Origin of the sequence: Polynucleobacter sp. Latsch14-2, assembly GCF_018881925.1 — a bacterium.
In the GTDB taxonomy this organism is placed as follows: domain Bacteria; phylum Pseudomonadota; class Gammaproteobacteria; order Burkholderiales; family Burkholderiaceae; genus Polynucleobacter.
Genome location: NZ_JACVPL010000008.1, coordinates 37,570 through 50,690 on the forward strand (window position 1 = coordinate 37,570; position 13,121 = coordinate 50,690).

The window sequence follows — 13,121 nt, forward strand, 5'->3', positions numbered from 1 at the left end:
TTTGTCTCGATCGCTGCTTTTTACCCTTCAAGATCACTGCGATTCCCAATTCGAACTAATTGTGCCCTGAGATCAGAGATCTGATCCAGTAATTGCAATGCTAGCGCCAAACCTGGGGTGTTAATTTCTAGGTCCGCGCTTAAACGCATAGCAGTTTTAGTTCTCTTAAGTGAATCCCCGCTAAACCGCCAATCCTCTGGTGAGGATCCAGAAGGGCTTAGCACGCCTTCGGTCACCCATGCCATGATGAGCTCTTCGCTAGTGCTTGTTGCTTGAGATAGCTCGACCAGATTCATATGGATTTCATTTTCAACAATCATGCCTTCAATCCAGGTGATATTAGTTTGAGTCATATTAATCATCCCTTCAGGTGAGTTCTGGGGTTGAATTCAAAAGCTTTCTCAAATGCTTGATAAGCCTCTTTTTGAGCATCGGTGTCAGCAGGGGGTGTAACGATCATGGCGAGAACATAGAGGTCTCCAGGTTCTTTGCTTGGAATGCCTTTACCTTTTAGGCGCATCTTGCGGCCTGCGACGGTATTTGTTGGAACGGTTAGCTCCAGTGTTGTGCCTGCAGGTGTTGGAACCTTTACCGTGGTGCCTAATGCTGCCTCCCATGGCGCCAGTGGTAAGTCGAGATAAACATCTTTGCCATCCACTCGGTAGATCGGATTCGGGTGAAATTCAATTTCAAGATAAAGATCTCCAGCGCCACCTTCACCTATTCCGGGGCCACCTTGCCCGCTAAGCCGCAGATTTTGTCCTGCCTTAATTCCTTTGGGGATGCTGACATCTAGTTTGCGCTCTTGTGTGCTCACATGGCCACTGGCATCTAGCATTGGCATATGTAAAACAATGGTCCGCTTAGCACCGTTATAAGCGTCGGCAAGATCAATCAAAATCTTAGCGTGATGATCTTGGCCTTTGAAGTGCATGCCTGCATCTGGGTTCGAATGGGTGCCGCGACCGCCTTGGCGATGTTTACCTCTCCCAAAAAGAGATTCAAAGAATTCGCTTTGATCTCCCTCGTAAGCGCCACCACCAAAGCCACCATCTGAGTATTCAAAACCTTCATTCCAGTTTGGTGGTGGTGTGAAATCTTGACCGTTTTTCCAGTTACTGCCCATTTGGTCGTAGGCGGCGCGCTTCTCAGTATCTTTGAGAACGGCATAAGCTTCACCAACTTCCTTGAAGCGCTCTTCAGCATCTTTTTCTTTGTTGACGTCGGGGTGATATTTTCGAGCCAATTTGCGATAGGCGCTTTTGATATCCGCTTCAGTCGCGCCACGGGCAACACCAAGCGTTTCGTAGTAATCCTTGAATTTCATAAGCCTGTTTTAAGTCCCTATTGGAGTCCTGAGTGAGCTAATAAGGTTTATTCTACAGTTACCGAAGAGCTCATCTCATCTTATTTTGACCAAGAAAAAGCGGGCTCATGGCCCGCCCCTTCTGGTTGCTGCAGATGGCTAGTATTAGCTCATGACACCAATTTGCCAAGGCACAAACTCATAATCACCAAGGCCGAGTAGTTCACTCTTGGAGGGTTCTCCAGACGCAGTACGTAGGAAAAGTTCAAAAATCTGCTGACCCATTTCTTGAACAGATACTGTGCCATCTAAGATTTCGCCGCAGTTGATATCCATATCCTCAGTGAGGCGTTGATACATAGGCGTGTTGGTAGCCAATTTGATACATGGAGCTGGTTTGGAGCCAAACATAGAGCCCCGACCGGTCGTGAATGCTACTAAATTTGCACCGCCTGCTATTTGCCCGGTTGCCGAGACTGGATCAAACCCAGGTGTGTCCATAAATACAAAACCTTTGGCGGTGACCGGCTCTGCGTAGCGATAGACCTCCATGAGTGGTCCTGTGCCACCCTTCATCGAAGAGCCTAGTGACTTTTCAAAAATATTAGCAAGACCACCAATTTGATTGCCTGGACTAACTTGACCATTAATCTGTACATCTCGCCCAACAGAGTATTCATCTTTCCACCAGCGAATGCGTTTAATCAATTTCTCCCCAATCTCTTTTGAGGCAGCTCTCCGGGTGAGGGTATGTTCAACACCATAGATTTCAGGGGTCTCTGACAAAATACCTGTGCCGCCATGGCGCGACAGAATATCAATCGCAGCTCCAAGGGCTGGGTTGGCAGTAATCGAAGAGAAGCCATCGGATCCACCGCATTGCAGACCAACAGTGAGATGGCTTGCTGAAACGGTTTCACGCTTCGCTTTATTGGCCTCTGGTAACAATGCCCTTACCGCCTCAATGCCAGCTTCAATCGTTTTGCGAGTGCCGCCAGATTCTTGCATGATGAAGGTATGTAGATTGTGACCCTCTTTGAGGTCTTCCTGCTCCATCAAGCCTTTTAGCTGATTGCGCTCACAACCAAGACCAACAATCAATGCGGCTGCTAGGTTAGGGTGACGGGCATAGCCTGCCATAGTGCGTCGGAGTAACTGCATTGGCTCCCCACTCATCTCCATACCGCAGCCAATATCATGACTAAAGGCGACCACGCCATCTACATTTGGAAAATCTTTCAAGCGTTCTGGTGTGAACCAATCAGCAATTTTGTTAACGACGGTTGCAGAGCAATTAACGGTTGATAAAATTCCAATGAAGTTACGTGTGCCAACTTTGCCATTTGATCTGACATAGCCTTGGAAAGTAGCGCGCTCAGCCTCTGGAAGCATTTGGGTTGGCTTGTATTCACTAGCATAGGCATAGTCTCGATCAAATTCCCGAAACTCAGTGTTATGGCTATGAACCATGGTGCCCGGCTCAATATCGGTATTGGCAAACCCAACAGTAACGTTGTATTTGAGAATGGGCTCGCCCTTGGCAATCTTTTTAGTGGCGATCTTGTAGCCGGCTGGCACTTGGCTGCGGCTAGTAAAGTTCTCGCTCGGAACTTCGGTTCCAATGCTGACATCAACACGAGCAACAACAATGTTGTCGTTTGGATGCAGTCGAATAATCGGACCGGCTAATTTTTTTCCAGAAGTTTCAATCATGTAGGCTCTAATCTATTTTTATTTGTTCGGACAAGTATTTTCAGTATAAACAAAATTATTCGATATCATATGAGATTAATAGGATAAATAAATAGCATTAACTAAAACTTGTCCGAACAAATAATTTGAAGGAGATTTTGATGTACAACCCATTTCAGCCTGTAGAGAAGATCAAAGCCGAGGTATTCATGTCAATGCCGGCAAAATTTCGTAAGAAGAGCCGTACAGGCTGGTCTGACCCTAACCGCCAAGGCGCCGAAGTGGAGTGTTTTTTAGAGGGGCCTTCCTTTGACCGGGAGGGTAATTTATGGTTTGTCGATATCCCTTTTGGTCGAATTTTTCGCATTACCCCCAAAGGCGATTGGGAGTTGGTAACCCAGTATGACGGTTGGCCTAATGGTTTGAAGTTCCATAAAGATGGGCGCGCATTTATCACTGATTACAAAGCAGGACTACTTTCTTTGGATCCAAAAACTGGAAAAATTGAGACTGTCCTTGGCTCTATGTATAGCGAGAACTTTAAAGGCCTGAATGATTTACATTTTGCATCGAATGGCGATTTATATTTTACTGATCAGGGTCAAACCGGTATCGCCGATCCATCGGGTCGTGTATTCCGTTTGAGTGCAGATGGCAAGTTAGATCGTTTGGTTCTCAATGTACCCAGCCCCAATGGCATCACTTTAAATACTCAAGAAAAGCATGTTTTTGTTGCGGCAACGCGCTCACAACAAATTTGGCGCTTACCTTTGATGGCTGATGGATCAGTTTCTAAAACCGGTGTAGCAATTCAGCTATCTGGAGGAGCAGCGGGTCCTGATGGTATTGAAATGGACTCTGAAAATGGTCTCTTAGTATGTCATTTGGGCGTGGGCATTTGGCGCTTTGATAGCAATATGCTGCCTACCCATTTGGTCTACTCGGAGAATCCGCATCACCACCATTTGGCGAACCTGTGTTTTGGAGGTGATGGCAAGGATCTTTATATCACTGAGTCTATGTCGGGCGACATCTTGAAGGCTCGTATGCCGGTCACCGGCAAGAAGATGTTTGGTTTGAGTTGAGTCTTACCAGATCTCTTGGGATGAATAAAAGAAAACAAAGATGAGCGGCATGCATGAAAGTTTGCTAAATCAAGCGCCTGGCATTCCTTTGCATCAGGCCCTTGCCACAACTTTGGAAGAGCAAATTCGACAGGGGGCTTGGGCCGTAGGGTCTGCAATCCCGCCAGAAATTGCCCTATGTAAGTTGTATAGCATTAGTCGGCACACTCTTAGGCACGCTCTCAGTACTTTAGAGGATGGCGGGCTTATCGTGCGACGTCAAGGCGCCCCCACGCGTGTCATCTCACGGCAACGCCCTAGAAAATTTACGCAATCCTTTAATTCTCCTGCGGATATTTTGCGTTATCCCAAAGATACATACCGCGTCAATGTAGTGGAAGAATACTTGGAGTGTGATGCCGCCTTGAGCAGTTTGTTGAAAGTCTCTGTCGGATCTTCCTGGTATCACATTGGCGCAGTTCGTAAGCAACAAGATTCAAATCTCATCATTGCATGGTCCGCATTTATATTTTGCCTAAGTTTGCTGAGTTAACTTCTGAGCCCGATCACACCCACTCGATGGTGTATCAACAAATTGAAAGACGCTTTGATGTTCGCATTGATCGTGCCGAGGTAGATGTGTTCGCTTGTGGCGCTTCAAATGCTATAGCCAAGGCTTTAAATATCCCAGAAGGTACACCTTGCCTTGCCATCATTCGTCACTACTTTGACGCCAACGGAAATCCATTTGAGATTTCCGTTACTTATCACCCTGAGAGGCGGTTTATCTACAGCATGGAATTTAGAGGCTGAGTGATTAGGAAGTCGCTAACTCAAATACAAGCACTTCAGCATTTTTACCATCTTTAATTTGGATTTCTGTTTCATCTTGAATCAATAGTGCATCGCCACCGTTAAGAATTTCGCCATTAACATTGAGGGAGCCTTGGATTAGGTGAACGTAGGCCTTCAGCTTTGGGTTAATGGCTAAGGTGGCAGACTGTTCACCCTGAAATAATCCTGCATACAGTTTTGCATCTGCATGAATGCTTACGGAATGATTTTCTCCTGTAGGTGATGCAATCAAACACAGTTTTCCTTGTTTATCTGCTTGATGAATGCTTTGCTGTTCGTAGCTAGGTGCAATTTCAAGGACATTGGGTTCAATCCAAATTTGGAGGAAGTGGGTTGTTTGATCTTGAGCGTGGTTGAACTCGCTGTGCGTAACTCCACTGCCCGCACTCATTCTCTGAACGTCTCCTGGAGGTATACCCTTTACATTCCCCATGCTATCTTGGTGCGCCAGCTCGCCCGATAAAACATAGCTAATGATCTCCATATTGCGGTGGCCATGCTTTCCAAAGCCCATCCCTGGTGCCACGCGGTCCTCATTAATCACGCGTAAATTGCCCCAGCCCATGAATTGAGGGTCATCGTACCCCGCAAAAGAGAAGGAGTGAAAGCTTTTGAGCCAACCATGGTCGGCATAGCCACGATCTTGAGATTTTCTAAGGAAATGCATGGTTTAGATGTTCGCTTTTGTCAAAGTAAGTAAGCCTATTATCATTGGGTTTAAATCATTTTGCTAATAGGCAAGCTATGGGAAGTTTTAAGAAAGACGCAAAAGATACTGGGCTGGGCTTAATCGAGGCGCTGCAAGATCGTTGGTACGACTTCACGCAATTTCTCCGGGAGGCATGGATCCTACTCTTGTTGTTATTCGTGGGCTTAGGAATTACTTGGTGGTTTATTGATCCTCCACCTCCTAGACATGTCATTCTGGCTACAGGCTCGGCGGGTGGTGAGTATCAAGCCCTAGGTGAAAAGTATGCAAAATTCTTCGCCAAGAGGCATATCACGCTCGAGTTGCTGTCTACCAATGGCGCCCAAGAAAATATTAATCATTTGGTTGATCGTAAAGATCCAGTGCAGGCAGCATTTGTTCAAGCTGGCGTAATTAGTCCAAAAGGTATTGCAGGTATTCAGTCACTCGGCAGTATTAGCTATGAGCCAATCTGGTTTTTTTATCGGGGTGCTGTTGCAAAGGAAAGTGATTTTGAGACGCTGCATGGGCACCTAAAATATTTCACTAATTCTAAAATTTCAGTTGGTATAGAGGGTAGTGGCACTCATGCACAGGCCATGCATATTTTGAAAGTATCCGGCTTGGATAAAGGTGCAAAGTTTGTTAATTTGCCGGGCGCCCAAGCAGTTAAAGCCTTGCAAAAGGGGGAGCTTGATGGCGTTTTTATAGCCGATGGTATCGAAGCTGAAAATATTCAGGCTCTACTAAAGGACCCAAGCTTGCATTTGGTTAGCATTAAGCGGGCCGGTGCTTATGCGCATGCACTTCCTTTCTTACATGTTGTCACAGTACCAGAAGGGGGGTTTGATTTGATTCGTAATTTCCCAAGTAAAGATATCAATCTTTTAGCAACTACCACTCAATTACTGATTGATGATCGCATGCATCCTGCAATCCAGTTTTTATTTTTGGAGGCCGCCAAAGAGATTAATGGGCGAGCATCATTTTTTGCTGAGCGAGGCGAGTTTCCGTCCTTTAAAAATTCAAACTTTCCTGAAAGTCCTGTAGCTATTCATTTTGAAGAAAAAGGTGCCCCATTATTAATGGAGTATTTGCCATTTTGGCTGGCTGAGTTGGTCAATAGACTTTTCGTAGTGCTGTTGCCATTCTGTGCTTTTGCTTATCCGGTGCTTCTCGCTTTACCTAGCTATCGGAAGCGTCGAGTACAAGTTCGGATACATCGGATGTACGGTGCCCTGAAAAAATTTGAGGGAGAATTGATTGCCTCTTATGACCCTGCAAAGCGCGATGAGTACTTGGCCAAGATCGATTTAATGGAGTATGACGCTCTAAAGTTGGAGGTGTCTAAGAGCATGACTGGCGACTATTATGCTTTGCGTACCAGTATTGATTACGTTCGAAACTGCCTGAATCGAGGTACTCACCCCTATCAGGCTATTGTTCCGGAAGGCCCTATAAGTTAATCGCTGATGCCGTTTTTGCTCGGGTATTTGTATGATGCATAACGCACTACGGCATTGGCTAGCGCCAAAACTAAGATCGTAATTCCCATGAAGAGAATGGACATATCCGCTTCATGTTTCGTATTGACCAAGTCAATAATGAGGCGCGTTACAGCAGTGATGGCAACATAAATTAAGAAGCGAACTGGCATGTGATTGGTTTTGAAATAAATCCCCACCATTGCGCCAATTTCCAAATAGATAAATAGTAAGAGTAAGTCTTCGATTGAAGCCGCACCCTTATTAGCCATTCCTATAAACGCTACCCCAGCTGACCAGACTGTGGCAGCCCCGATGCCAAAAAGAGCGATACGGTGAAAGAGGGATACAAATAAATTACCAATGGGGACAGACCATTTTTCAATGGATTCCTCTAGCTTAGATGCATCCTTAGGTAAGGTGGGTGGCACGTTCATTGAATTCCCTTTTTAAATGATTTGTCTCAGTCTCAGTCTCAGTCTCAGTCTCAGTCTCAGTCTCAGTCTCAGCATTAGTATTAGGTATCTTGCTGAGTTAGTAAACAAAAAAGAGGCTTAAAAGCCTCCTTTTTATTAACTCTTGACCTCTGTCAAGCTAGGCTGTCAGCCCAAATATTATGTGCCCACCCCCAAGCATAGACGCCTTCGAGGGTTGAGGGTGCGGGGGATAGCCCACCGGCACCAGGAACGGCTTTAAATGTCTTCTCAGCGGCATCATATTGATGCACGCTGGCCACGTGAATGGTTTGTTTTTCATTGACAAAGCTGTAGCAGGTATTAGTTAGCACTGGAGCTGGATTGATTTCCCAGTCACTCAGTCCGGCAACAATCGCGGCGGCTGCGACTTTCGCATGTTGATTCGCCATATGACCAGATTTGGGCATGGCTGGCGCAACCTGAATGGAGTCTCCAAGCACATGAATGTCTTTATGCGCAGTGGATTCAAAATTTAAAAAGTTAACATTGACCCAACGTCCGTTGGAGTTCGCCAGTCCGGTGTTGACTGCAATTGCCCCGGCGCTCATGGCAGGCAATACATTTAATACGTCCGCCCTGACATCATCTTCGACCTCGATCTTTAAGGTTTTTGTTTGGGCGTCAACGGCAACCACATTATTTCTGGGTCGGTATTCAATTAAGCCAGAGTATTGCTCGGCCCAAACTTTTTTGAATAGTGCACCCTTCGAGGTGACATCCTCATTTGCATCCAAAATCAATACTTTCGACTTTGGCTTGTACTGCTTAAGATAGTTTGCTACCTGACAGGCGCGTTCATAGGGTCCAGGAGGGCAGCGATAAGGGGCTTCTGGAATGCTAATGGCAAATACACCGCCATCACGCATAGCTGCTAATTGCTTATGAAGCATTACTGTTTCTGAACCAGCCTTCCAAGCTTGTAGTGTGACACCATCTTTATTTGCCTGGGCTAGGCCTTCAATGCTGCTCATGATGAGGCTGACGCCCGGAGAGATAACCGCCTTGTCATAAGATAATATTTTTCCGGAGGCGAGCTTGGCCTTTTTCTTATCAGGATCGATGCTCACCACGCTATCTTGGATAACTTTAATACCATGACGTTTGCTTAAGCTGCCATAGGAAGAGGTGATGTCTGCCATGGTGCGGGATCCGCCCACTACAAGATTGGAGAGCGGGCAAGACAAGAAGGCAGCATTAGGTTCAACTAAGGTGACGCGAGCAGTGTTGTTGGAAAAGATGCGCAAATATTTGGCCGCAGTAGCTCCACCATAACCGCCGCCGATGACCAGAATTTCTGCTTTTTGAAGATTGGCATATGCCTGGGTAGAAAAACCGGCTAGCAAGCCAAGCCCTGCGGCACCTTGACCTAAAAAATGTCGACGATTCATATTGAGCTCTTATTGGTTTTTGCCAAGTTGATCGGCTACGGTGATAAGTTGTTCATCCGTATATCCCTTCGCGAGCTGGGGCATGATGGTTCCGTTGCGGGTCCCATTTTTGTAGGCCTGAAGTTGTGTCAGTATTTGCGCGCTTGTGAGTTTGTTAATTAGTGGAATGCTGGCGTCGATCAGGCCATTGCCATTGGTACCATGGCAATTGGCGCAGCTTGCTACTAAGGCACTTTTGTATAGCGAATTTGCATCTGATATTTGGGCCATTGTGGGACCGTTCAAAAGACTAAAGCCTATAAGCCCCAAAATCAGGTAGGTCGGTCTAAGGTATTTCTTTCGCATGGGGATGGTCTTTATGCTCTCAAATGCAATATGGATGATTGCTAAGTGGAATTGAATATGAGTATCTTAAACAATAGTCTAGGGCACGCTATAGTTTTTTGTGGAACCATTTTTTGTAGATAAAGATTTTAAAGTGGTCAAAATTCATCAAAAACAGGCCTTATAAGCTTTTTATTGCTCAATGAACTAAGCCCTTTAAACTAGACCCATGCGAAGCACTTTTTCTTATCGTAGCGCCATCCTCATATTGCTGCTAGGGATATTTACCTATCTATATGGCTTGGATAGTCGATTTGCTCCTAAAAATGGTGACGAGTACCCGTATATGCATATTGTGCGGATGACAGCCGATTCTGGGGCATGGCTGCCACTACAGTCTGAGATGGATGGTATTAAGAATACAAAGCCCCCGCTCTTATTTTGGCAAGGGATCGCCAGCACTGAGTGGGCTAGTCACTGGAGTCTCGCAGCGCTGCGTTGGCCGAGTCTTGTTTATACGGCCTTGACGGCATTTTCCTTATTTCTAGCCGTGCGTCGTTTTAGTGGGAAGACCCAGACGGGGCTTTTAGCAAGCCTGGTTTGGCTCTCGTTTTTTGCAAGTTATCGTTACGGTCGGCCATTCTTGACCGATCCCCCTGAAGTATTTTGGTTGACGCTACCTTTTATAGCTTTGTTGTATTGGGGTAAGAGCGCCTTTGAGTCGAAACTATTCTTTCCTTTTTTGGTAGCAATCTGTTTTGGATTGGCATTGCTTTCTAAATCATTTGCCTACATCGTGCCAGCATCCTTCGCTTTGAGTTTGTGCTATTGGCGTTGGCGTGATTGGAGTATTTCGAAGTTTCTGATCCATGACCTCATTAAAATTATTTTGCTTGTGTTGCTATCACTAGGAATTTTTGCTCTGTGGTTTGCATTTGACCCATCTCCAGAGGCGGTTTGGAAAGAATTTGTACTTGGTGAAAACGCAGGCAAGTTCGAGGCTCGTAATGCTAACTACCTCTTAGATTTGATTTGGGGTGGCGATAGTATTTGGATGTTGCTACTAACCACCTTGGCTAATGCCGGTTTATTTATCTTTGTGTTGATAAGTGCCCTGTGGCAGTGCTGGCGTCATCGTCGCTTTCTTTCTATCCAAGAGACTCTCCTGCTCTTATTCATTGCTGCTTTCCTATTGGTCTTTAGCTTGCCAAGTCAGCGTTCCGGACGTTACTTGTTGCCAGTCATGCCAGCATTCGCAGTATTCATTGCTCTATATTGGGATCGATTGCCTTTATGGGGCTTCAGGTTCGCATTGCTTTTGCAAGCGCTAGTGCTCTCTCTCTTGATATGGGTGGGCGGCAATTTGCAAACATCTCCTTTTTTGATTGGGGCTACCGCGTGGATCTACCCAATTTGGCATTGGGTTTTGATAGCGCTTAGCTTGGCGCTCATCTTGATTGGCTTGTGTAAAAAAAATCTTAGCAAAACGATTGCCTTGGCAGGATGTTTTCTTTGTTATTGTTCTTTAACCAGCAGCCTAACCCCTCTTGAGGGGGTGCTGGGACGTTTTGATTTGGCAACCATTCAAGCGGCTCGGAATATGGAGTTGTGGATTCCATGTGATTACCGTGCAAAGGACGAGGAATATCGCTTACTGCTACCGGGCGCTAAATTACATGGTTACGCAGCCAGGGATGCTGGAAATATCGATGTCCTACAAAATACCTATCCATTTGTAGCGGTGCAGACTCCTTTGGGCGTTACCCCGCAGGTTTGTGAGTCTTGTAAGATTGTTGGTAGTCGTATGGAGATGCGCGCACGTCACTCTGATCAAGAAATTAAAGCAATGCTTATGGGAGAGATTGGCGAACATCTGTTTGTAAATGAATATTTGATTTCCACCCCGATAAAAATGACTGGGCCGCAAAGTGGCAAGGATGCCTGTCGATGAGTCGTGCGATCGCCTTTTGCTTTTTATTGCTGGCCGCAGTGTTAGGATTTTTGCACATTGATAGTCAACCCGTGTGGGCGCCTTTTGAAATTCCTTTGATCCAAGCCCTTGAAGAGGAGCAAAATCAAAGCAGCTCAATTAAGAAATCATCGCAAGCTACTAGTAAACTTGCTGTAGCCCATCCGCAACTAGCTTGGCTCCCAGACACGGGCGCTGCTTCAGTTCATGCAGCTTCCTTGATCGCCCTTAAGGATGGCTCAATTCGTGCATTTTGGTTTGCCGGGAGCAGGGAGGGTGCGCCAGATGTGGTCATTAATAGTGCGGTCTATAGTCCGACGTCTTCTACTTGGGGCGCTCCTGTAGTTGTGATGGATCGGGTTGCTGCTGAAAAAGGTCTGTCACGTTACATTGCAAAACTAGGTAATCCCGTTCCCAGTAGGTCTGCGGATGGTCGTCTGCAACTGTTCTTTGTCACAGTTTCTATTGGTGGTTGGGCTGGAAGTTCAATCTCAACCATCAGCTCTGATAATGAAGGGCTTACGTGGACTCGCCCACGCCGTTTAATTACCTCCCCTTTTATTAATCTGAGCACCTTAGTCAAGTCTCCAACAATTCAGTTTGCCGATGGCCGTCTGGGTTTGCCTGCCTATCATGAGTGGATTGGTCGTTTTGGGGAGTTCTTGAGAATTGAATCTGACCGAGTCATCGATAAACGTCGTATGAGCTCTGGACGAGGTGCAATTCAGCCTATTGTGTTTGTCGATGGCGCCCAACAAGCAAGCGCATATTTCCGTCAAACGCGCAGTGGATCTGAAGCTAAACAAATTCCCACGAGCGAAACGCACAATGCGGGCCAAACCTGGACTGCCATTGGCGATACAGAAATCCCCAATCCAAATTCAGCGATTGCTGCATTGGCCTTAGCAAATGGCACACGCCTGTTGGTGCTCAATAACCTAGAGGCGGGGCGGCATCGCTTAGTGTTGATGTTGGCTGACCCCGCCACTAGTGATAAAGCAAAACAATGGCGAGTGGTTCAAGTCCTAGAAGACGATGAAGCATTGCCCGGTGAACAGCGCCGTGAATTTTCCTACCCATACTTGATCACAGCCGACGGCAGTGATGCGCACTTGGTTTATACCTGGGATAGAAAAAAAATACGCCATATCCATTTTGGAGCAGATTGGCTTGCGCAGTTGCAGAGTCACCTAAAAGACGGGCAACTTGAGGGGGAGAAATAATGGATTATTTGATGCAAATTCTCGCTTTGATAGAAATATCTATCAGTTCCGCTGTTATTGTGATTTGCTTGCTGAAAAAAATATTTCAAGTAGAAATGCCATTTGCAATCCAGCTTTTTCTGCTACTGTTATTTGCTAATCTTTTCTTTTGGCCCTTGGGCTTCTTTATGGAATTACCTATTGCCGCTTATATTCGGGGCATAACAGGAGATCTGAGTATTGTTTCTATGTTGTTGCTTTGGGCTAGCTTGCTGCCTTCAAATAAGCCGACACCGATTTCATTTAAGCTTGCGCTTGCTCTTGTGGCTATCATCTTCTATCCGCTCGCTCTTGGCTTGGGCATGTTGGATCCGTATACATGGGGGTATGGCTCACTGATTTTTCTGAGTGCAGTCTTAGTATTTGCGGTGATCTGCGGGCTTGCTAGCTGGAACAAAGGTCTGTGGATTATTGCCATAGCGATTATTGCCTGGAGTTTTCATTGGCATGAGTCCGCTAATTTATGGGATTACTTATTGGATCCTTTCTTGGGAATGTGGGCCTTATGGTCCAGCGCGAACTATTTGCGCTTGAAGCGGCGTAAGCGCGCCCAATCAGGATATTTATTTAGGGCTGGCTGACGGGTTTAAAGGTGGCGCAGTAACTTGAGGTG

General features: G+C 46.0%; 14 protein-coding genes. 7 read left to right on the forward strand and 7 right to left on the reverse strand.

Annotated elements, in window-relative coordinates; all coding sequences use genetic code 11:
• Window positions 1-20: 20 nt before the first annotated feature.
• From ICN46_RS08045 to ICN46_RS08055, 3 genes are all read right to left on the reverse strand, one after another.
• The gene (locus tag ICN46_RS08045; protein ID WP_216207081.1) at window positions 21-353 is read right to left on the reverse strand and encodes a chaperone modulator CbpM; all 333 of its coding nucleotides are present in this window, start codon (window positions 351-353) and stop codon (window positions 21-23) included.
• A gap of 5 nt (window positions 354-358) precedes the next feature.
• Window positions 359-1,327: a DnaJ C-terminal domain-containing protein gene (locus ICN46_RS08050; protein ID WP_216207084.1), complete on the reverse strand. Its 969-nt coding sequence runs from the start codon at window positions 1,325-1,327 to the stop codon at window positions 359-361.
• Window positions 1,328-1,471: 144 nt separating this feature from the next.
• Window positions 1,472-3,019 carry a D-arabinonate dehydratase gene (locus tag ICN46_RS08055; protein ID WP_216207087.1) on the reverse strand — a complete coding sequence of 516 codons (1,548 nt, stop codon included), beginning with the start codon at window positions 3,017-3,019 and terminating at the stop codon, window positions 1,472-1,474.
• 140 nt (window positions 3,020-3,159) lie between these two features.
• Here ICN46_RS08055 and ICN46_RS08060 point away from each other — a divergent pair, with 140 nt between their 5' ends.
• From ICN46_RS08060 to ICN46_RS08070, 3 genes are read left to right on the forward strand one after another with little or no spacing between them, the layout of a single operon-like run.
• Window positions 3,160-4,083 (forward strand): SMP-30/gluconolactonase/LRE family protein, encoded by a 924-nt coding sequence (locus ICN46_RS08060; RefSeq protein ID WP_216207091.1) that lies wholly within the window; start codon window positions 3,160-3,162, stop codon window positions 4,081-4,083.
• Between the two features lie 40 nt (window positions 4,084-4,123).
• Window positions 4,124-4,615 (forward strand): GntR family transcriptional regulator, encoded by a 492-nt coding sequence (locus tag ICN46_RS08065; protein ID WP_216207094.1) that lies wholly within the window; start codon window positions 4,124-4,126, stop codon window positions 4,613-4,615.
• Window positions 4,576-4,875 (forward strand): UTRA domain-containing protein, encoded by a 300-nt coding sequence (locus tag ICN46_RS08070; protein ID WP_216207098.1) that lies wholly within the window; start codon window positions 4,576-4,578, stop codon window positions 4,873-4,875. Before ICN46_RS08065 ends, ICN46_RS08070 begins: the two co-directional genes overlap by 40 nt.
• Window positions 4,876-4,879: 4 nt before the next feature.
• Here ICN46_RS08070 and ICN46_RS08075 read toward each other — a convergent pair whose 3' ends face one another.
• Complete coding sequence (locus ICN46_RS08075; RefSeq protein WP_216207101.1) at window positions 4,880-5,584, reverse strand: pirin family protein; 705 nt, start codon at window positions 5,582-5,584, stop codon at window positions 4,880-4,882.
• Between the two features lie 77 nt (window positions 5,585-5,661).
• Between ICN46_RS08075 and ICN46_RS08080 the strand changes: the two genes are divergently transcribed.
• Complete coding sequence (locus ICN46_RS08080) at window positions 5,662-7,071, forward strand: TAXI family TRAP transporter solute-binding subunit (RefSeq protein ID WP_216207104.1); 1,410 nt, start codon at window positions 5,662-5,664, stop codon at window positions 7,069-7,071.
• On the opposite strand, the gene ICN46_RS08085 is transcribed toward ICN46_RS08080, so the two are convergent.
• The 3 genes from ICN46_RS08085 to ICN46_RS08095 all read right to left on the reverse strand — a co-directional run bounded on the left by ICN46_RS08085 (window position 7,068) and on the right by ICN46_RS08095 (window position 9,223).
• Complete coding sequence (locus ICN46_RS08085) at window positions 7,068-7,526, reverse strand: phosphate-starvation-inducible protein PsiE (RefSeq protein WP_216207107.1); 459 nt, start codon at window positions 7,524-7,526, stop codon at window positions 7,068-7,070. The two genes, ICN46_RS08080 and ICN46_RS08085, sit on opposite strands and share 4 nt — an antisense overlap.
• Window positions 7,527-7,678: 152 nt before the next feature.
• On the reverse strand, window positions 7,679-8,953 hold the full coding sequence (locus tag ICN46_RS08090) for an NAD(P)/FAD-dependent oxidoreductase (RefSeq protein ID WP_216207110.1): 1,275 nt from the start codon (window positions 8,951-8,953) through the stop codon (window positions 7,679-7,681).
• A 9-nt stretch (window positions 8,954-8,962) separates the two neighbouring features.
• Window positions 8,963-9,223, reverse strand: coding sequence for a c-type cytochrome (locus ICN46_RS08095; protein ID WP_216207113.1), 261 nt, complete (start codon window positions 9,221-9,223; stop codon window positions 8,963-8,965).
• A 283-nt stretch (window positions 9,224-9,506) separates the two neighbouring features.
• On the opposite strand from ICN46_RS08095, the gene ICN46_RS08100 reads away from it, so the two are divergent.
• From ICN46_RS08100 to ICN46_RS08110, 3 genes are read left to right on the forward strand one after another with little or no spacing between them, the layout of a single operon-like run.
• Complete coding sequence (locus tag ICN46_RS08100) at window positions 9,507-11,228, forward strand: ArnT family glycosyltransferase (RefSeq protein WP_216207116.1); 1,722 nt, start codon at window positions 9,507-9,509, stop codon at window positions 11,226-11,228.
• A complete protein-coding gene (locus ICN46_RS08105) occupies window positions 11,225-12,469 on the forward strand; it encodes a sialidase family protein (protein WP_216207120.1) in 1,245 nt (414 codons plus the stop codon). Before ICN46_RS08100 ends, ICN46_RS08105 begins: the two co-directional genes overlap by 4 nt.
• Window positions 12,469-13,089: a hypothetical protein gene (locus ICN46_RS08110; RefSeq protein WP_216207123.1), complete on the forward strand. Its 621-nt coding sequence runs from the start codon at window positions 12,469-12,471 to the stop codon at window positions 13,087-13,089. Before ICN46_RS08105 ends, ICN46_RS08110 begins: the two co-directional genes overlap by 1 nt.
• The last annotated feature ends 32 nt before the right edge of the window (window positions 13,090-13,121 follow it).

Coding starts and splice junctions, on each gene's coding strand:
- ICN46_RS08060 (WP_216207091.1), top strand. CDS start 3,160: ATGTACAACCCATTTCAGCCTGTAGAGAAGATCAAAGCCGAGGTATTC.
- ICN46_RS08045 (WP_216207081.1), bottom strand. CDS start 353: ATGACTCAAACTAATATCACCTGGATTGAAGGCATGATTGTTGAAAAT.
- ICN46_RS08065 (WP_216207094.1), top strand. CDS start 4,124: ATGAGCGGCATGCATGAAAGTTTGCTAAATCAAGCGCCTGGCATTCCT.
- ICN46_RS08080 (WP_216207104.1), top strand. CDS start 5,662: ATGGGAAGTTTTAAGAAAGACGCAAAAGATACTGGGCTGGGCTTAATC.
- ICN46_RS08100 (WP_216207116.1), top strand. CDS start 9,507: ATGCGAAGCACTTTTTCTTATCGTAGCGCCATCCTCATATTGCTGCTA.
- ICN46_RS08050 (WP_216207084.1), bottom strand. CDS start 1,327: ATGAAATTCAAGGATTACTACGAAACGCTTGGTGTTGCCCGTGGCGCG.
- ICN46_RS08090 (WP_216207110.1), bottom strand. CDS start 8,953: ATGAATCGTCGACATTTTTTAGGTCAAGGTGCCGCAGGGCTTGGCTTG.
- ICN46_RS08070 (WP_216207098.1), top strand. CDS start 4,576: ATGGTCCGCATTTATATTTTGCCTAAGTTTGCTGAGTTAACTTCTGAG.
- ICN46_RS08095 (WP_216207113.1), bottom strand. CDS start 9,223: ATGGCCCAAATATCAGATGCAAATTCGCTATACAAAAGTGCCTTAGTA.
- ICN46_RS08055 (WP_216207087.1), bottom strand. CDS start 3,019: ATGATTGAAACTTCTGGAAAAAAATTAGCCGGTCCGATTATTCGACTG.
- ICN46_RS08085 (WP_216207107.1), bottom strand. CDS start 7,526: ATGAACGTGCCACCCACCTTACCTAAGGATGCATCTAAGCTAGAGGAA.
- ICN46_RS08105 (WP_216207120.1), top strand. CDS start 11,225: ATGAGTCGTGCGATCGCCTTTTGCTTTTTATTGCTGGCCGCAGTGTTA.
- ICN46_RS08075 (WP_216207101.1), bottom strand. CDS start 5,584: ATGCATTTCCTTAGAAAATCTCAAGATCGTGGCTATGCCGACCATGGT.
- ICN46_RS08110 (WP_216207123.1), top strand. CDS start 12,469: ATGGATTATTTGATGCAAATTCTCGCTTTGATAGAAATATCTATCAGT.